The sequence below is a fragment of the Pseudonocardia sp. T1-2H genome (assembly GCF_038039215.1).
Classification (GTDB): domain Bacteria; phylum Actinomycetota; class Actinomycetes; order Mycobacteriales; family Pseudonocardiaceae; genus Pseudonocardia.
On record NZ_JBBPCL010000001.1, the window covers coordinates 1,368,147 to 1,387,174 of the forward strand.

Genomic DNA, 19,028 nt, shown 5'->3' on the forward strand with positions numbered 1-19,028 from the left:
GATGTGCGCGCCGCCACCTATCTCCGCCAGTCGCAAGATCGACTAGGTGATGAGCTGGGCATCTCCCGCCAGCGCGAAGACGTGCAAAACCTGATCTCGCAGCGTGGATGGACTCCAGTGGTCGAGTTCAGCGACAACGACGTCTCTGCGTCCGGGAGGAAGACCCGGCCCGGCTTCCGCGACCTCATCGGGGCGATCGAGGACAAGCGGGTGGACGTAGTCGTGGCCTGGAATCTCGATCGTCTGACTCGCAACGCCCGTGACCGGTTAGCGCTCGTCGAAGCCTGCCAGCGGAACAGGGTGCAGATCGCCATCGTGCGTGGAACGGACATCGATCCGACGACGCCCGGCGGGCGACTACATCTCGGCATCCTCGGCGAAGTAGCTCAGCATGAGATCGATCAGAAATCGGACCGGCAGTCTCGGGCACAGCTCCAGGCCGCACAGCAGGGCAAGCGGGCCGGGGGAAGGATTCCGTTCGGGTACGAGGACGACGCAATCACCATCCGCGAGGACGAAGCGGAGTTGATCAGACGTGCCTACCAGGACGTCCTGTCCGGGGTGTCGGTCTCCGAGATCGCACGGGACTGGACGAACGCGGGCTACACCACGCGCCAGAAGCGCTACGGGGAGAAGCACCGCGGCGAGCCGAGTCCGTGGCGACGGGATGCCGTCCGCCGTCTCCTAATCAATCCTCGTAACGCCGGTCTACGGGCCTACAGGGGCGAGATCATGAGCCCGGCCGTCTGGCCCGGCATCGTTCCGGAAGAGACCTGGAGGGCCGCCGTGGACGTCCTCACCGACCCCTCTCGGACCCGCACGCCGACCCGGCCGAAGTTCCTCCTCACCGGCGTGGCCCTCTGCGGAGACTGTGGGGCGACGGTGCACGGCGGGGGAGCGCGACGGCACTATCGGACCTACCGGTGCAGTGCCACGAACGCGCACGTCTCCCGCATGGCCGAGCCGATCGAGAAGCACGTCGCCGACGTCATTGTCCGGCGGCTTGCCGAGCCGGACGCCATCGATCTTCTCGTGGACCAGGGTCACCCGGACGTCGACGCTCTCCGCGAGGAGGCCACGGCACTACGGACGCGCATGGAGACGGCGGCCGGAGCCTTCGCCGACGGGGACCTGTCGATTGCACAGGTTCGGACGATCAACGACCGGTGCACGGAGAAGCTCGCGGGGATCGAGGCTCAGATCGCCGATGCGGGCCGGGTGGACGTCCTCGGGCCTCTGGTCCGTGCTGACGACGTCCGTGAAGCCTGGGACGCTCTCAGGACCGCGAAGAAGCGCGTCGTCGTGGACACGCTCATGGCCGTCCGCATCTGCCGGGTAGGACAGGGCGTTCGGACCTTCCGGCCGGAGTCCGTGGAGATCGTCTGGAAGCTCATGGTGCCGAAGTCCTGGACGGGCGCGAAGACCGTCGCGAAGAAGCGCGTTGTGGTCCGCCGCCTGAAGTGACGCCCTACCCCGATACCCCCGAGGACAAGCCGATGGAGACCACGTTGAACAGCAGCACGAGCAGCAGCTATCCCGAGGACCGGCGGAGGGACGTGCAGGACGGGTCGGACGACGACGCGGTGCAGAAGGTGGTGAACCGTGCCCCGAAGCTCACGCCTGCACAGCGGGACACCCTGGCGACGATCTTCCGTCCCGTGCCTGCACCGAAGGGCCGTCGCCGGAAGACCAGGAGCGCAACGGACTGGGACAAGCTCGCACGGGCCACGCATGCCGACGAATTCGGCGACGGGCGCGACTAGGCGCAGAAGGGGCGCCGCCCGCGCACGTGAAGACGACGCCCCCGCGACGATCCCTGACGCCTCAAGATCGCCCTCCATCTGCCCTACGCCTGGTCAGGGTAGTGATCCCTAGTCGGGTAGGCAACGGAACCGAGCTAATCGGGCATTTCATCTTGTCTTATAGACGATGTTCTACGAATATATCTAGAATAGACAGAACAACACCCCCGCCGCAGGACCGGAAGGTCAGATGCAGAGCGGGGGTGCTATTCTGTGGGCACCAATACAAATCCCAAGGTCGGAGTGTACCTGAAACACTCGGCTCTCCCCAGACGTAGGGCACTGGTGAGGTAGCCGTAAGTCCCTAGCTCGGCTCGTACCCGAGGCAAGGCCGTCAGACGGCTTGTCGTTCGATGTCTCAGACCAGTCCGGTGAAGGCGGTACCCGGCCGGACGAGTATTGGTTGAGTCTGGACGACGCTAGAGCGGCCCTCGGGCCATACTCGGCACCCCGGCCCGTGGATCAGGTAACAGTGATCCGGGTAGGAACCTTCGTTGACGGAAAATTCCTTCCCCCTATGCTCGGCAGCTTTCTATTTCGCTGTCGGCAGGGGGGTAATTTCTTGTCTCCAGAAGGGGGATGCAGCTTACGCCCTGGTATCGCCTCCGGGGGAGTCGATCCCTTCTCCGGGCGAAAGGATCAGCAGGTCAGGCCAGGTGCGGGGTGCCGGCTATCTCTTACTTCGTGACTTCTCACGTATTGTGGACTCATGGGCAGAACACTTCACGGACCGCTGAACTCAGAGCCCTGGCGAAACGAACAGGAGAACGTCATGGAGCTTTCGGACAGCACTGGGCGTCGGTGGATCACCAAGGGCACCGGGATCCGGAAGAAGGATCTTGGACCCTCTCCCCGGCGAGTCCTGAACCGTCGGCCGGACGCACACCGGAACTCCGTGGAGAACACGGACGGGGTGAAGCGAGTCAAGGCCTCTGCCAGTACCACGGAGCTAGCCGACCAGGTGAAGCGGCGTAACCCACACCTGTTCAACACGGCCACCAGGTCGGACCAGCTCACGCAGGAGGCCCATGACCGGGAGCGCTTCCGAGGTCCCCGGATTGTTCAGCCGGAAGCGGATTACACGCGGTACAGCACCCATCCCAACGGCCTGGACCGCATGATCGATGACGTGGACTGGAGTGATCCGGACTCCGTGATCCACCGGACCGATCCGATCCTCACGGCCACAAGGGACACGGCGAAGCGCGTCCGTCGGCAGTTCCGCCACCTCGGCGGGAAGTCGAAGCTCAACGACACGAGCAACGTCGACTCGGCCACCCTCTCCCGCTTCGTCCGGGGTAACCGGGCCGGGTAGAAGACGCGGCGGGTGATGCGATCTCGGTTATGCCCATGATCGAGGTGGACGGCATCCCGCCGAAGTGGATCACGCTTTCTCCTTTCCGTGGTCCGCACTAGTGAAGGCCCGCCCGGTAGGGCGCGTGATAGTTCCCTCTCGGGCCGGGCGGGCCTTCCCACTCATTAGACGACCTGCGGATTAATAGCTACGGGCCTCCAGTAGCAGCAAGCAGCGGAGCAAGTAGCTACCAACACGATCACCCCTAAGAGCATGAAGACAACGGACAGAGAACGGGACTCCATGAGCGAGGACAGCAACCCGCGTAGACGAGCCGGCCACCGCACCCGCCGAGAGCGCATCCGAGACCGGGACGCGGAAGCCGCGAACCTCCGATCCGTCGGACACAGCTTCGCCGTCATCGCCGAGAAGATGGGTTACGCGGACGCATCGGGGGCCCGGAAGGCCGTCTACCGCGTCCTGGACCGCAACGCCTGGGAGCCGGTGGAGGAAGCCCGTCTACTGGAGCTTGCCCGTCTCGATCAACTCCACCGGGCCGCGTGGCAGATCATGCGGACGGCACCCACCCCGGCCATGCAGCTCCAGGCCGTGAAGAGCGTGCTGTCAGTCATGGAGAGGCGGACGAAGCTCCTGGGCCTGGACGCACCCACCCGGCACGAGCGGTGGAACCACCAGGTAGAGACGCAGGCCCCAGAGAGCATGTTCGAGGAGGAGATCAACCGCCTCACCCGAGAGCTTGCCGTCCTGGACCAGCAGCAGGGCAGAGACGCCGGGGGCACGTCGGTCTCCGACCCCGACGAACTCGAAGAAGCCCGTCGGGCAGCCGGGCTGTAGGAAGGGCACGGGCTGTCGGCGGTCCGTCGGTCCTGGGCCTTTAGTCTCACGGAGTGCAGCTCCCCGGCCGCCTCGGCACTGGCTCCGCGCCAATCAACTTCCCTTGGTACGTCGACCTCTGGCACTGGATCTCCCACCTGGACTACGGCAATGTCCAGGAGTTCATCACCTGGATCGTGGCGTCCGTGGCGCTGTTCTTTGCCTACCGCGCAGCCGTGGCGGCGAAACAGTCGAACGACCGCCAGAGTGAAGCCATCGAGTTGCAGCGGCAGCAGATCGAAGCGCTGCAGGAGGAAAGCAAACGGGAGCAGGCTGACAAGGTGGCGGTCTGGCTCACGCGGAAAACTGTGAAGCGGAAGCAGTTCGGCGAGGAGGGACTGCGAGAGGTCGAGCACGACGCCGTGATCGTGAAGAATGCTTCAGAGCTTCCGATCAATTTAGTCTGGGTCTACGTCTACGCTCCCGAAGACAATGAGGCCATCCCAGCCTTCTGGGAGATCAGCGAGTTCAACCTTATTCCTCCCCCACCTGCGGAGCCCTTCGTAGTCCCGCTCGGTAGGCAACTCTTCAGCTTCGACCATCGGATGGAGCAGCGGGTAGGTATTGTCTTCCGCGACGCGCGTGGACGCTATTGGGAGCGATATCAAGGCGTTCTGTATGCATTGGACGAAAGTGCGGCTCGTCAGCGAATTGGCCAGCTACGAATCGTCAAGGCGGAACTCGAAGCCGAGCTGGTACCTGACCCTCCGACGATCCTCGACGGCGGGACACCGCATGACTTCATGAAAGAGCGCTTCGGCGAAGCCGCGTCGAGCACCGCGGCGCGGGATGCCCCGCTGGTCGCGGAGAAGCGCATGAGGCTTCGGGGAAGGCCGCGGAGCGAGGGGGGCGGATGGCTCGCGAAGAAGCGGAAACTCTCCGAGCGCTCCTCCGAGTGATCAACTTGGGAGAGGTAGCCGCCGACGAAGTGCAGCGGGCCTACCTACTCGGCGCGGCCGACACGCGCGAAGCGCTCACGGAGCAGCACGGCGCGGACCAGTCGGACGCTACGGGGTAGTACTGCCCGGCTAAGCGGCGCCGTAGGTCCACTCCCAGCCGCCAAGCGTCGGGTTCGGGTGCTTGAAGATCAAGGTGCCGGTCGGGCTACTGACATCGAGGACCACCGATCCCCGGTACTTCGAGGCCGGGGAGAACTGAGGTGGGAGCTGCTCATTCGGATTCTGGCAGGTGAAGCTCGCCCCGGTGGCGACGTTCGACTGTGTAATCTCGTCAGGCCCGATCGCGGACCAGGAGTACGGGTTGATCGAGTAGCCGGCGTCCTTCGGCATGGTCTGAGTCGTCTCGACTCGGAGGTCAACCTGCACGAGGTGGCCGTTCTCCGCCTGTGACGGGAACTGGCTGTTGCACTTCGGGTCGACCGTGATCTTGTCCACCACGAACTTCACCGAGATGTCGTTGCTGCTGAGACCCCAACCAGAGGTGTCGCCGATCTGCTTGACCAGGTTTCCGCGAGGAGACTCGGGCGCCCCCTGCGCTGCTGTAGGCGCCGCTGCGGTCGTAGCCGGTGCAGCACTAGGAACGTCGACCGTCGGTGAGGACGTCGAGCTGTTCGAGCACGCGGTGAGCACGACGGCGGCGGCAGCGACGACGAACATGCGGGCAGTGCGGCGCACGTGGACCTCACGGGGTAGACGGGACTTGCTGCTCCGCAGTCGCGAGATCCGAAAGGTCTGTTACGTCGCCGGCATTCGCATACCCAAAGTTGATGATGGAGCGCTGACGCTGCTCCCGCCGGGGTGTCCCAGAAGTTTCGCATCGGGACATCCGAGACGGCGGCAGCCCGTGATCCCGTTTCCGCAGGTCGTCCAGTCCCGAAAGACCATCCCAGAAGTCGTGTCCCACTATTGCCCAGTGCGCCGACTTTTGAGACACTAGGTCTATGAGCACAGGGCATCTGGTCGGCTACGCACGCGTCAGCACGAAGCGTCAGAGTCTCGATCAGCAGATCGACGCGCTTCAGCGGGCGGGGGTGTCCCTCGATCGCATCTACACGGACAAGATGTCCGGCAAGCGGGATGACCGGGCCGGGCTCGCCGAGATGATGCGGTACGTGCGGGAGGGGGACACTCTCGTGATCGTCGCCCTGGACCGTCTCGGCCGTAGCCTCTCCGGGATCATCCGGACCCTGGCTGAACTCACCGAGCGTGGCGTCATGGTCAAGTCGCTCCGCGAGGGGATCGACTACTCGACCCCGACCGGCAAGATGGTCGCGGGGATCTTCGCCTCGCTCGCCGAGTACGAGCACACCCTGATCAACGAGCGGGCGGAAGCGGCTCGCGAGGCCGCACGCGACCGGGGAAAGCACACGGGTCGCCCCCGTGCCCTCACGAGCGACCAGGTCCGGCAGGCCCGTGCATTGCGGGACGCCGGGGAGTCGATCGCCGAGATTCAGAAGACGCTCAACTGTGCTCGGTCGACGCTCTACCGTGCCCTCAATGACACTCCGCCCGTGGAGGCGTGATCTTCGCGTCCTCGCCGGGCCTGGCGGAACGAAGTGGCACGCGAGCGCGGCGAAGGCAGTGCTGGATGAGTAGGACGCGAGAGTCATCCGATAGTGCGTGTCACATGGCCGATGCCTTCTCGGCTCCTGCTCGTTAGGCTGTACGTGGGTCGGCAGGCAAGCTAGCTGGCCTCGAAGACGCAGACGGCCCGTTGGGCAGGCGCGGTAACTAGCCTTTACCGCGACGCCCAACGGGCCGTGTGTCTAGCGTCTAACTCTTCCGGAGCGGCACCGCCACGAGGGCGATGAGGCCGATGATCTGGATCACCACGATGACGATGATCGCCCACATCGAAGCTCCGGCGTGCGTGCCGATGCCCAGGGTCACGCTCGGGCTGATGGAAACGAACGCCATCCCGATCACCTGCGGCGTCTGCGTCGACTTCGGGAGCTTGAGGTCCACCCACTCTCCGACCTGAATCTCCAGGTCGGCATCCGAGGTGGGCTCCTCGAACTCGTCGAACGCGTCGGCGTTGAAGCTGGGGCTGTTCATGCGGTTCTCCAAGGACAACCGCAGTTGAAGCACGTCTGGTGGTCCCAGGTTGTTACTCCAGCTGCGGTGCCCACATCTCCACCAACATCAACGTCACCTCCATCCTTCTCGGTGATCCTTTCCGACGAGTCCACTTTCCCGGCGGATCGTCAGATCAAGATCAACTACTGTGCGTGCAGCTCAGAGGCTTGCTCACTCTGGGCGTCACGCGGTCGGCGTCGCCGACTATTGCCGGATAACAAGGGCTGCAACGTGTGTGTTTGGCCGATGCATATGGCCTCCTCTTCCTGTTCCTAGGGGACGTCGCCGAAGCCAGTTGCTCCGACGGGTGAACTGTACCGCCTCACACGCGAGCGTGCAAATTCGTGCAGACCCGTGTAGATTCGTGTACGACGTCGGGTACGACTCAGTACGGGTCTCCGCCCACGTCCAGGCGGAGCGCGTCTAGGTGGAAGCGGGAACGGAGGGTTGGTCATGGCACAGCAAGGCGGTCGTCGGCTGTCGACGGTGAAGGGTTCGGGCGAGCGGATGCCGGACGAGGTGGAGAGGGTCACCGTGTCGCTGATCCCGAAGGCGTCCAAGATCCTCAACGAGTTGCATGCGGAGACGAAGATGTCGAAGACCGACATCACGAACCGCGCCTTGATCCTCTACGGGTTCATCACCGAACAGCTGGAGGCCGGCGCAGAACTACGCTTGCACAACCCCGAGACGGGGCAGAGCGCGCCCGTAGTTCTGCTCTGATGCGTACCTAGGGCCGTTACAGCTGGTGAGAAGGCCGCACCTCTCCGAAGTTGACATTGACGTGGTCTTCCATCTGCCCGAAGCTCCGCCCGTGGGGGAGGACTACGTGCCGGATGCGCAGGACGAGATCATCGGTGACGCCATCTCCTACGGCGGGCACGTGTTCGCAGCCGAGGTCCAGGGCGAAGCCATCGCAGCCGCCTTCGCGTCGTCCGGGTGGGACGGCCAGGGGGACGAACCTCCGGAGCACTACTCGGCATGGCTCGCAACGGCATGGCAGCTAGTCGATCAGCGCCGCGCGGAGATCGCAGACGGCATGATCCGTCCCGACCTGCCCGAAGCCTGAAGGCGAGCGATGACCACCTTCGCCGACTGGGACGAGACACCGCGCCCCTTCCTGCCCCCACTCCACCAGGACGTGCACGGCAAGCTGATCTTGCACATGCTGACCAGGGCCCTAGTCGGAGACGACCCCGCCGTGTCACGAACGAAGCCGGGCCGGGGTCTGTTCAATAACGCCATCCGACTCATGGACAAGACCATCGCGGAGTACGAAGCCGCACAGTCACTGTGTGCGCAGTGGGTGGACGGGCTCGACCGGGGAGCGCCGTCCTTCGCGAGTTTCTTCCGGGCGACCGGCCACGTAGAGACCTGCATCGGCACCCTGCATCGCACCCTCCTGCACCTCGACGTCATCCGGACGTCGCCGGGTACGGGGCAGGTGAACCGGACCGCGCACCGAGCCCTTCAGCACGCGACGCTAGAGATCAACAACCTTCGGGACGGGATCGAGCACGCAGAGAAAGAGCTTCGCCGGATCCCCGAGGACTCGCCCGCTCTCCCCGGCGTCCTGCTCATGGACGAGCGCGTCGCGGTCGGGGAGTACTCGATCAACTACGCCGATCTGAGTCAGTGGATCTCTCAGACGTTCCGCCTGGTCGTGAGCCTCTTCGGGCCTCCAACGAAGCCAGCGACGTCTAGGTGAGAGCCCCGATCAGGGAGCCGATGCCACCGATCACGAAGCCGATCGTGATGAACCAGAAGCCGCCGATCTCGGCGCGGAGTGACTTCACCTCACGTGCCCGATCTTCGTCCGCCCGCGCTGTCATCTCGCCTCGAAGCGCATCGCCGAGAGCGGAGACGGCAGCGTCTCGATCTCTGGCCTCTTGCCTAGCATCCGTCTGGACTTTTTGGATCATGTCGTGGAGTCGGTTGACCCGTATGTTCAGCTCAGCGATAGCGTCGGGCGTCTCCTCAGGAAGTGTGCCGAAGGCGACGTGTGCGTCTCCGTGCGCCGTCCCGAACGCTGCTGCGAAACCGGCACCCGCCAGCGTTTTCGGCGCTGGTTGACGTCGACTGATCTTCCGTGCCAGATCGGTGAGCTTCTTCCGTGTCATCTGAACCTGCTCTATGAGCAGGTCTCGGAACCGCTCGCCCGGTCTCGCTACCTCGGCCCAGACCAGGAAGATGCCTCGGATGGTGAAGACGGCCCCGATGATCTGTAAGAGCAACCCGGCACCGACTAGACCGATCTCCCACCAGTTTGGCCCGTCGTCCGGGGTAACGCTCGACATGCGGCGGACGCTAGCGGACCACTCCGACAGTCCAGCCACGACAGACGCCGACTCAACAACCACGCCATAGCCCCGGCAAGGCCTCCGATCTCCGCAGCAGCGAGAAGATCCTCTACCTCGTGCCGGACGGCCTCCCAGGTCCGGACCGGCAGCATGATCAGGTCATCGGAGCCGAGATCTTCGGCCGCGACCTCTTCGTCCGTCTTCTCTTCGACGTGCAGCCCGGCCCACTCCCGAAGGCCCTTCGACCAGGTGAGCTGCCTACGGCCCCGGGAGACCTCTTCCCACTCCCACCACAGCTCTAGGTCATCCGCGAGCCCGGTAGCTAGGCCGTCTCGCAGGATCGCGAACGGGGAGCGGTTGCCGTACCTGCCGTCTTTGATCACGCCACCGGTGATCTCGTAGGCCACCTTCGTGAAGTAGCCCGCGACCAGGTCCGCAGACTCGGCGTTCATGGCTATCTGCCGGGCGTCGAGTCCCCCGCTGTCACGAAGGCCCGAGAGACCGCGCCGGGCAAGAGCTTTCTCCCACCGATCCCACCAGGCCCCCGCGAGCTCGAAGAGAAGATCATCGGAGACCGGGGAGTCGAAGAGGACCAGGGCGTGCACGTGTACGTGCCATCCCGAAGCACCGTGGGTGACCTCCACGACCCGGGACCACCCGAGCATGCCGAAGGTCGTCGTCTCGCGGGAGTAGGCCCGACCAGACGTCACCCGGCCCCATGCGTAGGACAGCGCATCCCAGCAGTCCGCGAGACGAAGCCCGGCGTGATGACGCATAGTCAGGGTGACGAGCGCGCCCCCTCCGCCCTCCGCAGCACAGGCGGACACGACAGCACGAAGATCCTCGGCACGACGGGCGCCGATCTTCCGAGCACACACAGGACAGGCCCACACGGAGCCGCACGTCTGGAGACCCGAGAGGCCAGCAGCACGACGACCGTCGGGACCTTCGGTGATGCGCAGACCGGGACCACCGGCATCGGAGTGAGACACCCGACCACAGGCACGAACGCGAGCTAGAGAACTGAGATCCCAGAGACGACGGCGGACCCGGTACGCATCCCCACGACGATCACGCCGGGCAGCTTCCTGATCATGGACCGGGACATCACCCCGGATGCCTGGTCGCACCCCGTGGGAAGAGCTATTCGCAGTATTACCAAGGGACCCGGCTTCGACGGCCTTCGGCCGTCCCCGTCCCGGCCTCCTGCCTTCGGCCCGGCCGGTCCGGGACGGGAGGCCGATCATCGGGTGCCTGCACTACGGATCGTCTTCGTGTAGGTGCGGTAGTCGACGTGGGGTGCCCGTAGCCGTGTCAGGGGCATGCCGGGTGCCGACAGCAGGGCGATCCCGGGCAGGGCCGTGGAGTGGTCACCAGCAGCATCGGGCGTGGCGTTCGGGTGCAGCATGCGGAGCGCGTCAACGGAGTCCACACGGAAGCTCAGGCGGTGGGATGCCTGTCCCCGCTCGTAGCCGCCGATGATCGACGCGTCGGCCCTCTGCGCCACGATGATCACGCGAAGGCCGGCCTTTCTGCCCTCGGCCAGTAGGCGGGCGACGGCGGCACGGATGCGCTTCCCTAGGCCCTTGCTGTCGACGGCGTCCAGCAGCCGCAGCAGCCCGGGGTACTCCTCCAGGACGACCAGGACGGCGGGGTGATCGGCACCGAGGGGCAGTGAGTCGTGATCAGCGGGGATGAGGGCTACGCGCCGGTCCATCTCGGCGACCAGGCCCTCTAGAACGGCCACGTGCGCGGCAGGGTCAGAGGTACCGAGAGCAGGCCCGGGAAGCTCCAGGGACGGCCACGGAGCCAGCAGCAGGCCCGTGGGATCGGAGCCCGTGACTCGGACGCCGGGAGTAGAGGCCACCTGCCCGAGCACGGAGTAGAGGAAGCTCGACTTCCCGCTACCCGTGGCGCCCTGAACGATCATGTGTGCGCCGGTCACCAGGTCGGCAGTGATGCTCTTACCGTCTTCGTCTTTGCCCAGGTAGACGCCGCGCTCGAGATCGGGAACGGGCCGTGGGTGCGGGATGGTGACGGCAAGCGGATCGGCCGGGAGAAGTAGGACGTGCACCCACCCGTGCCGGAACGGGCGGACACGAACAGCGGCGACCCCCATGCCCTCGGCGAGACGCGAGAGATCTCCCGTGAGGTCGGCGAGGATCTGACCCGGCAGCAGGCGCACCGTGAGCGTGGTGGGGGTGCGGAGATCCACGTGCGTGACGACGGGCAGGGACAAGCCCGGCATGCCCGATCCGGAGACGAAGGGCCGTCCGAGGCCCGCAGCAGCCGCGACGGCATCCCAGAGGTCGGCGATCTCTTGTGCGGCCCACGCGGCAGCATCTCGATCATGACGACGAGCGCGGATGCCCAGAAAGCCCGAAGGGGCGACCGAAGCCGCCCCTCCAGGTGTGAAGCTCACAGTCACGACGCAGATGCCTTCGCCGGGGTCATCAGGCCCTCGGCAACGAGACTGACCTTCGCCTGCCCGCTCGCACGGTCGGTGTAGATCTTCGCGACGACGTTGCGGAACTGGACCGGCTGAAACTTCGCGATGATCGGCTCTTCGTAGGCCGGGACCGTGACGCCGATGACCTCGGAGCGGACGGCATCGTCGTCGTCCACCAGGACGTCAACCGTCCACAGGGGCATGCCGTTTCCGTCGGTGGCCTGGTTCCCGCTACGGCGCGTCTGGCCGTCCGAGAGCTGCACGTACTCGGCCTTCGGACTGGCCTTGCCGGTACCGATCAGGGCGACGCGGGCGATGTCGACAGGGATAGAACGCATGGTGATCTCCGGTGAGGTAGCCGCCGGAAGACGGCAGGGGAGATCCCGGGCAGGGCAGAGGGCCGTACCCGAGATCGAGAGGGGTACGGCTAGTAGCGCGGGGCGAGATCTTCCACCGTGCAGTCCAGGTGCTCTGCGTGGTCATGAACGCGGGCCAGAGCCAGCACCCACGACGCGAAGCGCGGGACCCGGCCGGACTCGGCGCACGTGCCGCACAGGGTCACGCAGAAGATGCCGAGGGTGGATTCCGCCGTGCCGACCGCAAGATCGTCGGCGGCCTCGCACGTGTCGCACCACAGGGCGGTAGGGCAGCGGGAGGTGTCGTCCGCGTCGATCGGGTGCGGGTCGTCCCCCTCCACCACCGGCTGATCGTCCGACGCACTCGGCGAAGCGTCCAGGGCGCCTACCGGCGTCACTTCGTGATCAGCTCCGCTGACCCTGGACTCTTCACCTCCCGCGTAGGGGTGGCCAGTGTCGAAGAGGGTCGGGGAGGTCTGTAGCACCTCGGCGGGGCCGGAGGGCGGTATCGTCCGCATGGGTCGCGCTCCCTGTAGTGAGGGGGTGGGCCAAGTCCCCGTCCCGGCGTTCCCGCGCCGTTCGGGGGCGTCTGATCGCCACGTCCGCTAACCCGCCGCGCACGTAGTCGCGTGGACCCTCGGCGATCTGGCCGGTGCCGTGCGCCCGGACCGGGACATGGTCGACAACGCGCTCTACTACCGCGATCGGCGGACGACGTGAGCGGGGCGGACAGGGCGATTCTCCGAGCCCGCGCCTACCTGCTGCGGGTGGCGGAACCGCCCGCGAAGGAGACCGGGCTGCTGGTCGAGCAGATGGGGCCGGTCGCCGCCGCGGACGCGATCCGGCGGGGGGACGTTCCCGGACCGGTGGCGGCGGAGACCCGCGCCCGCCGCTCCACCGACCTCGCCGAGAACGACCTGGCGGCCGCCGCGGCGGCGGGCGTCCGGCTCGTGGTCCCCGAGAGCCCGGAGTGGCCGCACTGGCCGTTCTCCGCGTTCGCCGTCGCCGGGACCAAGGAGCTCGCCCCACCGCTCGCCCTGTGGGTCCGGGGGAACGAGGACCTCGCGGAGCTGTGCGACCGGGCCGTCGCGATCGTCGGTGCCCGGGCGGCGACCGGGTACGGCACGCATGTCGCCTCGGACCTCGGGGCGGCCCTGGCCGACGGCGGGCAGACCGTCGTCTCCGGGGCGGCGATCGGCATCGACGGCGCGGCCCACCGCGGCGCGCTGTCCGTCGGTGGCCCCACGGTCGCGGTGCTGGCCTGTGGGCCGGACCGTGCCTACCCGGCGTCGCACGCCGCGCTGATCGAGCGGGTCGCCCGGTCCGGGCTCGTGGTGTCCGAGTACCCGCCGGGCGCCGTCCCGGCCCGGCACCGCTTCCTCGTCCGGAACCGGCTCATCGCGGGCCTGACGGCCGGGACCGTCGTCGTCGAGGCGGCGCGGCGCAGCGGGGCCCAGCGCACCGCGTTCGCCGCCCGCGCCCTCGGCCGCCTCGTGATGGCCGTCCCCGGACCGGTCACGTCGGCGGGCTCGGTGGGATGCCACGAGCTCATCCGCGACGGCGCCCTGCTCGTCACCCGCCCCGAGGAGGTGCGGGAGGCCACCGGGCGTCTCGGGATCGACCTCACGGCGGAACCCGAACGCCCGCGGCGGCCCACGGACGGCCTCGATCCCGTCCAGGTGCTCGTGCACGACGCCCTGCCCCCGCGGGCCGCCCGGGACACGGGCTGGCTGGCCGTCGAGGCCGGGGTGACGGTGGGGGCCGTGCGGTCCGCGCTGGTCGAGCTGGAGGGACGGGGACTGGTCGAGCACCGGGAGGGGCGGTGGCAACGGCCGGCGCCGAAGCGGGACGAGCAACCGGCCTGACCCGGGTGGCGGGCCGAACACCGCCGAACCGGCGACCCCGCGGTGAACGCAGCACGGGGATCGGCCACAGCCCGCGTGGCGCGCTTGACCTGGGGGCCCGACGCCAGGACTGTCGGCGGATGCGCCGCGAGCCGGGTTCGCCGGATCGGTCGGGGCCCGGGCCGGAACAGGGCCCGGACACCGACCCGGACGCGCTCGCCCCGGACGCGGCCAGGGCCCTGGACGGTTTCCTGCGCCACCTGGAGCTCGAACGCGGGCGCTCGGCGAACACCGTCCGGGCCTATCGCGGGGACCTCACCGGGCTGCTCACCGGGCTGCCCTCGCTGGCCTCGCTCGATCTCGCGCACCTGCGGGAATGGCTCTCCGCGGCACACGGCTCGGGACTCGGCCGCGCGACCCTGGCCCGTCGCGCCGCGGCCGCGCGGACCTTCACCGCATGGCTCTCCCGGGGCGGCCTGCTCGCGACGGATCCCGGGGCGCGGCTGACGTCGCCGCGGCCGCACCGCACGCTGCCGGAGGTGCTGCGCGCGGACCAGGCCGAGGAGCTCCTCGACGCGGCGGGGTCCGGCGCGGCGGAGGGCGATCCGCAGAACCTGCGGGACCTGCTGCTGCTGGAGCTGTTGTACGCGACCGGGGTGCGGATCGGCGAGCTCTGCGGCCTCGACGTGGACGACGTGGACGACGGTCGGCGCACGGTGCGGGTGCTCGGCAAGGGGAACAAGGAACGGACGGTCGTCTACGGGGCCCCGGCGTCGACCGCGCTGCGCCGGTGGCTCGCCGAGGGCAGGCCGGTGCTGGCTCGTCCGGACTCCCCGCCCGCGCTGCTGCTCGGGGTCCGCGGGCGCCGGTTGGACCCGCGGGTCGCGCGTGGCGTCGTCCATCGTGCGGTGGCCGCCGTCCCGGGCGCGCCGGACATCGGCCCCCACGGTCTGCGCCATGCGGCCGCAACCCATCTGCTGGACGGCGGCGCGGACCTTCGTTACGTACAGGAGTTACTTGGTCACGCTACGCTGTCAACTACGCAGCTGTACACGCACGTCACTCCCGACCGTTTGAAGGTGGTCCATGAGCAGGCTCATCCCAGGGCTTGATCAAGGCAGGGACGAGTCCGCCCAGCTGATGAGCTTCTCGGGGGCGCTGGCCCGGGCCTTGGTGGCCCCGTCCCCGACCCCCCGGACCCGCCTGCGGGCCGTGCCGGCGCCTTCGAAGGACGACCACGCAGCGCGACCGGCGGGTCTCCCGTGGTCGGCGCCCGCGGACGAGCAGGGCGAGCGCGCCGCCGTCGTCGCACCGCTGGGGGGCGACACGCCCGGAGAGGACCCGGGTCCCCCGATCGAGGCCCCGGGGTCGGCGGCCTCCGCCGTGGCGGAGCTCTGGGACCGGTTCCGGAACGGCCGCGCCCGCGAGGACCGGGACGCGCTCGTCGTCCACTACTGGCGTCTCGTGCGCGGGGTCGCCGGGAAGATCGCGGGTGGCCTGCCCGCCCACGTCGACGTGGCGGACCTCGTGCAGTCCGGCATGTTCGGGCTGATGGAGGCCGTCGAGCGGTTCGATCCCGCGCGGGAGGTCCGGTTCGAGAGCTACGCGGCGCAGCGGATCCGCGGGGCGATGCTGGACGAGCTGCGCGCCCAGGACTGGGTGCCCCGGTCCGTCCGCGGCCGGCGCCGCGAGATCGACCGGGCGCGCGAGCGGCTGGAGATCCGGCTGGGGCGGGCGGCCCGCGAGCACGAGCTGGCCCTCGAGCTGGGCGTGGGGCTGCGCGAGCTGCGGGCGAACAGCCAGCACGTGCAGCTGGTGAGCGTGGAGGCGCTCGACGACGCCACGCCGCCCGGGGCCGTCCCGGTGGCGGAGCTGCTGGCCGACGACGATGCACCGGACCCCCTCGACGTCGCCCTGCGCCGGGAGGTGGGCCGCAGGCTCACCGCCGCGGTGCACGCGCTCGCCGAGCGGGACCGCCTGGTCGTCCGGCTGTACTACCTGGAGAACTTCACGCTCGCCGAGATCGGCCGGGTCCTCGGGGTCACCGAGTCCCGGGTGTGCCAGCTGCACTCGCGGCTGCTCACGCGGCTACGGGTGAGGCTCGAGGAGGACGCCGCCGGCTGAGCCGGTCCGGGCCGGTGCCGGCCGGTGAGGTTTCGGCTCGGCCACGAGACGGTGCGCGGTGTCGCGCCCCGAGGGGTGCCGCGCGCGGTCGACCACCGCTCAGACCGGCGGAGGTTCGGGGAGCAGCCGGACCCGCGCCGGCCGCAGCAGCACCAGCGGATCGAGGTAGTCCGCCTCGCCCCGGCGCACCCCCCAGTGCAGACACGCGTCCGCGGGACAGCCCGAGTGCCCCGCCTCGAGAACGCCGATGACGTCCCCGCGCCCGACACGGACGCCGGCGGCCACGGTCGCCCGGACGGGTTCGTACGTGGTCCGCAGGCCGTCCGCGTGCTCGACGGAGACCACCCCGCGCCCCGCCAGCCGGGCCGCGAAGACCACCGTCCCCGCCCGCGCCGCCAGGACGGCCTGGCCTGCCGTGCCGACGAGGTCGGCGCCGCGATGCCCGGTCCCGTACCGGAACGAGGGCGCCCGGAAGACGTTCCCGACGGCCGGGCGGGGCTGCAAGGGCCAGGAGTACCGCGCCCCGGGCGCCGGGACGGCGGTCATCCCGGACGGCCCGTCTCCTGATGGCCCGCCTCCGGACGGCCCGGCGGCGGAGGAGCCCGGCCCGGTGCCCGGCTCCCCGGGATCCACCGGCACCTGACCCACCGCCGTCACCACGCCGACGACCCCCGCCAGGAGCGCCCGGACCAGCCCACCGTTCATCGCTCCAGCCTGACCCGCGCAAGCCCTCCGCGGCCCCCGACCGGTCCGCCCGTGGACAGCCGGAACGCCCTGTGGACAACCCGGCCCCGTGGAGCCATGCCGGGTGAGGTCGATCGCGCCCACGGCGTACACTCGACATGCACCTCGATCCGTCGGGGTGACTTCGCGCGCACGCGTGCTCCGCGGTCACGGCCCTCCTTCCGAAGGCCGCGCGGGGCAACGGCGACCGGGCGGTCCCGTACCGCCGGCCAGCAGTCTCGGGCCGGTGCGGCGGGTCCGGTGGCCGGCGCGGCGCCAGGGTGGGACCACGACAACGCGGTCCCCGCAACCGCCCCGCGCGGCCGTGAGGCCGCGCCCGACGAAAGGGTGAACACCGGCCATGGCCGTCGTCACCATGAAGCAGCTGCTCGACAGCGGCGTGCACTTCGGGCACCAGACCCGGCGCTGGAACCCGAAGATGAAGCGCTACATCCTGACCGAGCGCAACGGCATCTACATCATCGACCTGCAGCAGACGCTGTCGTACATCGACCGGGCCTACGAGTTCGTGCGCGAGACCGTCGCGCACGGCGGCACGATCATGTTCGTCGGCACGAAGAAGCAGGCGCAGGAGGCCATCGCCGACGAGGCGGGCCGCGTGAACATGCCCTACGTGAACCAGCGCTGGCTGGGCGGCATGCTCACCAACTTCCAGACCGTGCACAAGCGCCTCCAGCGCCTCAAGGAGCTGGAGTCGATGGAGCAGACGGGGGGCTTCGAGGGTCGCACCAAGAAGGAGATCCTCATGCTCACCCGTGAGAAGGACAAGCTCGAGAAGACCCTCGGCGGTATTCGCGACATGTCCAAGGTGCCCAGCGCGGTGTGGATCGTCGACACCAAGAAGGAGCACATCGCCGTCGGAGAGGCCCGCAAGCTGGGCATCCCGGTCGTCTCCATCCTGGACACCAACTGCGACCCGGACGAGGTCGACTTCCCGATCCCGGGCAACGACGATGCGATCCGCTCCGCCGCGCTGCTCACCAAGGTGATCGCGCGCGCCGCCGCGGACGGTCTCATGGCCCGCTCGTCGCGGGGTCGCGGGGACAGCTCGGAGAAGCCCGAGGGCGCCTCCGACGAGCCGCTCGCCGAGTGGGAGCAGGAGCTGCTCACCGGTGGTGAGGTCGGCTCGGACGGGGCCAGCATCAACGGCACCGCCGGCACGCCGGAGACCGCGCCCGCCGCTGCCGAGCCGGAGGCCGGCTCCGCCGCCCCCGCCGCGGCCCCGGCCAGCACCAGCAACGGCACGCAGCAGACCGCCGGCTGACCTGCCCGATCTCGGCGGCCGGGCTCCTCGGGGACATCTCCGGGAGCCCGGCCGTCGGTCGGATTCCCTCATTCGTACGCTTCCCAAGGAACGAGAAGACACCGAGATGGCGAACTACACCGCCGCGGACGTCAAGCGGCTCCGTGAGCTCACCGGCTCCGGGATGATGGACTGCAAGAAGGCGCTCGAGGAGTCCGACGGCGACTTCGACAAGGCCGTCGAGCTGCTCCGCATCAAGGGCGCGAAGGACGTGGGCAAGCGCGCCGAGCGTTCCACGTCGAACGGCCTGGTCGTCGCCGAGGGCGGCACCATGGTCGAGCTGGACTGCGAGACGGACTTCGTCGCCAAGAGCGACGACTTCGTCTCCCTGGCGAACCAGATCCTGGCCGTCGCGGTCGAGCAGAAGCCCGCCGACGTCGAGGCGCTGGCGAAGGCCCCCCTCGACGGTGGCACCGTTGCGGACGCGATCCACTCGCTCTCCGCGCGCATCGGCGAGAAGCTCGAGCTCAAGCGCTACATCCACGTCGACGGCCCGGTCGCCGTCTACCTCCACCGTCGCGCGAGCGACCTGCCGCCGGCCATCGGCGCGCTGGTCTCGTACGAGGGTTCGGACGACGAGGCCGCCCGCGGCGTCGCGATGCACATCGCCGCGGCCCGCCCGCAGTACACCACGCGTGAGCAGGTGCCGGCGGACCTCGTGGAGAACGAGCGTCGCATCGCCGAGGCCACCGCCCGCGAGGAGGGGAAGCCGGAGAAGATCCTGGACCGCATCGTCGAGGGTCGGCTCACCGGTTTCTACAAGGACGTCGTGCTGCTCGAGCAGGCGTCGGTCCAGGACTCCAAGAAGAGCGTCAAGGCCCTGCTCGACGAGGCCGGCGTCACCGTCAAGGAGTTCGCCCGCTTCGAGGTCGGCCAGGCCTGA

General features: G+C 68.5%; 22 protein-coding genes. 14 read left to right on the plus strand and 8 right to left on the minus strand.

Features of this window, described 5'->3' with window-relative positions:
- Positions 1–3: 3 nt before the first annotated feature.
- The 5 genes from WBK50_RS06860 (at position 4) to WBK50_RS06880 (ending at position 4,889) form a co-directional block, all read left to right on the plus strand.
- Positions 4–1,464, plus strand: a complete 1,461-nt coding sequence (locus tag WBK50_RS06860) for a recombinase family protein (protein WP_341334774.1) — start codon at positions 4–6, stop codon at positions 1,462–1,464.
- Between the two features lie 32 nt (positions 1,465–1,496).
- On the plus strand, positions 1,497–1,763 hold the full coding sequence (locus WBK50_RS06865; protein ID WP_341334775.1) for a hypothetical protein: 267 nt from the start codon (positions 1,497–1,499) through the stop codon (positions 1,761–1,763).
- An 811-nt stretch (positions 1,764–2,574) separates the two neighbouring features.
- Positions 2,575–3,117, plus strand: a complete 543-nt coding sequence (locus WBK50_RS06870; protein ID WP_341334776.1) for a hypothetical protein — start codon at positions 2,575–2,577, stop codon at positions 3,115–3,117.
- Between the two features lie 252 nt (positions 3,118–3,369).
- Entirely contained in the window at positions 3,370–3,951 is a 582-nt protein-coding gene (locus WBK50_RS06875; RefSeq protein ID WP_341334777.1) for a hypothetical protein, read from the plus strand.
- A 53-nt stretch (positions 3,952–4,004) separates the two neighbouring features.
- Entirely contained in the window at positions 4,005–4,889 is an 885-nt protein-coding gene (locus tag WBK50_RS06880; RefSeq protein WP_341334778.1) for a hypothetical protein, read from the plus strand.
- A gap of 129 nt (positions 4,890–5,018) precedes the next feature.
- On the opposite strand, the gene WBK50_RS06885 is transcribed toward WBK50_RS06880, so the two are convergent.
- Positions 5,019–5,606 carry a hypothetical protein gene (locus WBK50_RS06885; RefSeq protein ID WP_341334779.1) on the minus strand — a complete coding sequence of 196 codons (588 nt, stop codon included), beginning with the start codon at positions 5,604–5,606 and terminating at the stop codon, positions 5,019–5,021.
- 284 nt (positions 5,607–5,890) lie between these two features.
- Between WBK50_RS06885 and WBK50_RS06890 the strand changes: the two genes are divergently transcribed.
- Positions 5,891–6,472, plus strand: a complete 582-nt coding sequence (locus WBK50_RS06890) for a recombinase family protein (protein ID WP_341334780.1) — start codon at positions 5,891–5,893, stop codon at positions 6,470–6,472.
- Positions 6,473–6,722: 250 nt separating this feature from the next.
- On the opposite strand, the gene WBK50_RS06895 is transcribed toward WBK50_RS06890, so the two are convergent.
- Positions 6,723–7,037 (minus strand): hypothetical protein, encoded by a 315-nt coding sequence (locus WBK50_RS06895; protein ID WP_341334781.1) that lies wholly within the window; start codon positions 7,035–7,037, stop codon positions 6,723–6,725.
- Positions 7,038–7,478: 441 nt separating this feature from the next.
- Between WBK50_RS06895 and WBK50_RS06900 the strand changes: the two genes are divergently transcribed.
- From WBK50_RS06900 to WBK50_RS06910, 3 genes are all read left to right on the plus strand, one after another.
- Positions 7,479–7,748 carry a hypothetical protein gene (locus WBK50_RS06900; protein ID WP_341334782.1) on the plus strand — a complete coding sequence of 90 codons (270 nt, stop codon included), beginning with the start codon at positions 7,479–7,481 and terminating at the stop codon, positions 7,746–7,748.
- Positions 7,749–7,839: 91 nt separating this feature from the next.
- Positions 7,840–8,094 (plus strand): hypothetical protein, encoded by a 255-nt coding sequence (locus tag WBK50_RS06905; protein WP_341334783.1) that lies wholly within the window; start codon positions 7,840–7,842, stop codon positions 8,092–8,094.
- Between the two features lie 9 nt (positions 8,095–8,103).
- Positions 8,104–8,733 (plus strand): hypothetical protein, encoded by a 630-nt coding sequence (locus WBK50_RS06910; RefSeq protein WP_341334784.1) that lies wholly within the window; start codon positions 8,104–8,106, stop codon positions 8,731–8,733.
- Here the strand turns inward: WBK50_RS06910 and WBK50_RS06915 are convergent.
- From WBK50_RS06915 to WBK50_RS06935, 5 genes are all read right to left on the minus strand, one after another.
- On the minus strand, positions 8,726–9,322 hold the full coding sequence (locus WBK50_RS06915; RefSeq protein WP_341334785.1) for a hypothetical protein: 597 nt from the start codon (positions 9,320–9,322) through the stop codon (positions 8,726–8,728). The genes WBK50_RS06910 and WBK50_RS06915 overlap by 8 nt on opposite strands.
- Complete coding sequence (locus WBK50_RS06920) at positions 9,271–10,572, minus strand: protein rep (protein WP_341334786.1); 1,302 nt, start codon at positions 10,570–10,572, stop codon at positions 9,271–9,273. Before WBK50_RS06920 ends, WBK50_RS06915 begins: the two co-directional genes overlap by 52 nt.
- Positions 10,569–11,573: an FtsK/SpoIIIE domain-containing protein gene (locus WBK50_RS06925; RefSeq protein ID WP_341334787.1), complete on the minus strand. Its 1,005-nt coding sequence runs from the start codon at positions 11,571–11,573 to the stop codon at positions 10,569–10,571. The genes WBK50_RS06920 and WBK50_RS06925 overlap by 4 nt, the downstream gene beginning before the upstream one ends.
- A 176-nt stretch (positions 11,574–11,749) precedes the next feature.
- A complete protein-coding gene (locus tag WBK50_RS06930) occupies positions 11,750–12,112 on the minus strand; it encodes a hypothetical protein (RefSeq protein ID WP_341334788.1) in 363 nt (120 codons plus the stop codon).
- Between the two features lie 89 nt (positions 12,113–12,201).
- On the minus strand, positions 12,202–12,474 hold the full coding sequence (locus tag WBK50_RS06935) for a hypothetical protein (RefSeq protein ID WP_341334789.1): 273 nt from the start codon (positions 12,472–12,474) through the stop codon (positions 12,202–12,204).
- A 372-nt stretch (positions 12,475–12,846) separates the two neighbouring features.
- On the opposite strand from WBK50_RS06935, the gene dprA reads away from it, so the two are divergent.
- The 3 genes from dprA to WBK50_RS06950 all read left to right on the plus strand — a co-directional run bounded on the left by dprA (position 12,847) and on the right by WBK50_RS06950 (position 16,098).
- Positions 12,847–13,995, plus strand: coding sequence for a DNA-processing protein DprA (gene dprA / locus WBK50_RS06940; protein ID WP_341334790.1), 1,149 nt, complete (start codon positions 12,847–12,849; stop codon positions 13,993–13,995).
- 119 nt (positions 13,996–14,114) lie between these two features.
- Positions 14,115–15,086, plus strand: a complete 972-nt coding sequence (locus tag WBK50_RS06945) for a tyrosine-type recombinase/integrase (protein ID WP_341334791.1) — start codon at positions 14,115–14,117, stop codon at positions 15,084–15,086.
- Entirely contained in the window at positions 15,061–16,098 is a 1,038-nt protein-coding gene (locus WBK50_RS06950) for a FliA/WhiG family RNA polymerase sigma factor (protein ID WP_341334792.1), read from the plus strand. Before WBK50_RS06945 ends, WBK50_RS06950 begins: the two co-directional genes overlap by 26 nt.
- A gap of 99 nt (positions 16,099–16,197) precedes the next feature.
- Here the strand turns inward: WBK50_RS06950 and WBK50_RS06955 are convergent, their stop codons facing one another.
- Positions 16,198–16,803: a M23 family metallopeptidase gene (locus WBK50_RS06955; protein ID WP_341334793.1), complete on the minus strand. Its 606-nt coding sequence runs from the start codon at positions 16,801–16,803 to the stop codon at positions 16,198–16,200.
- A gap of 379 nt (positions 16,804–17,182) precedes the next feature.
- On the opposite strand from WBK50_RS06955, the gene rpsB reads away from it, so the two are divergent.
- Positions 17,183–18,106 carry a 30S ribosomal protein S2 gene (gene rpsB / locus WBK50_RS06960; protein WP_341334794.1) on the plus strand — a complete coding sequence of 308 codons (924 nt, stop codon included), beginning with the start codon at positions 17,183–17,185 and terminating at the stop codon, positions 18,104–18,106.
- A gap of 106 nt (positions 18,107–18,212) precedes the next feature.
- Positions 18,213–19,028: a translation elongation factor Ts gene (gene tsf, locus WBK50_RS06965; RefSeq protein ID WP_341334795.1), complete on the plus strand. Its 816-nt coding sequence runs from the start codon at positions 18,213–18,215 to the stop codon at positions 19,026–19,028.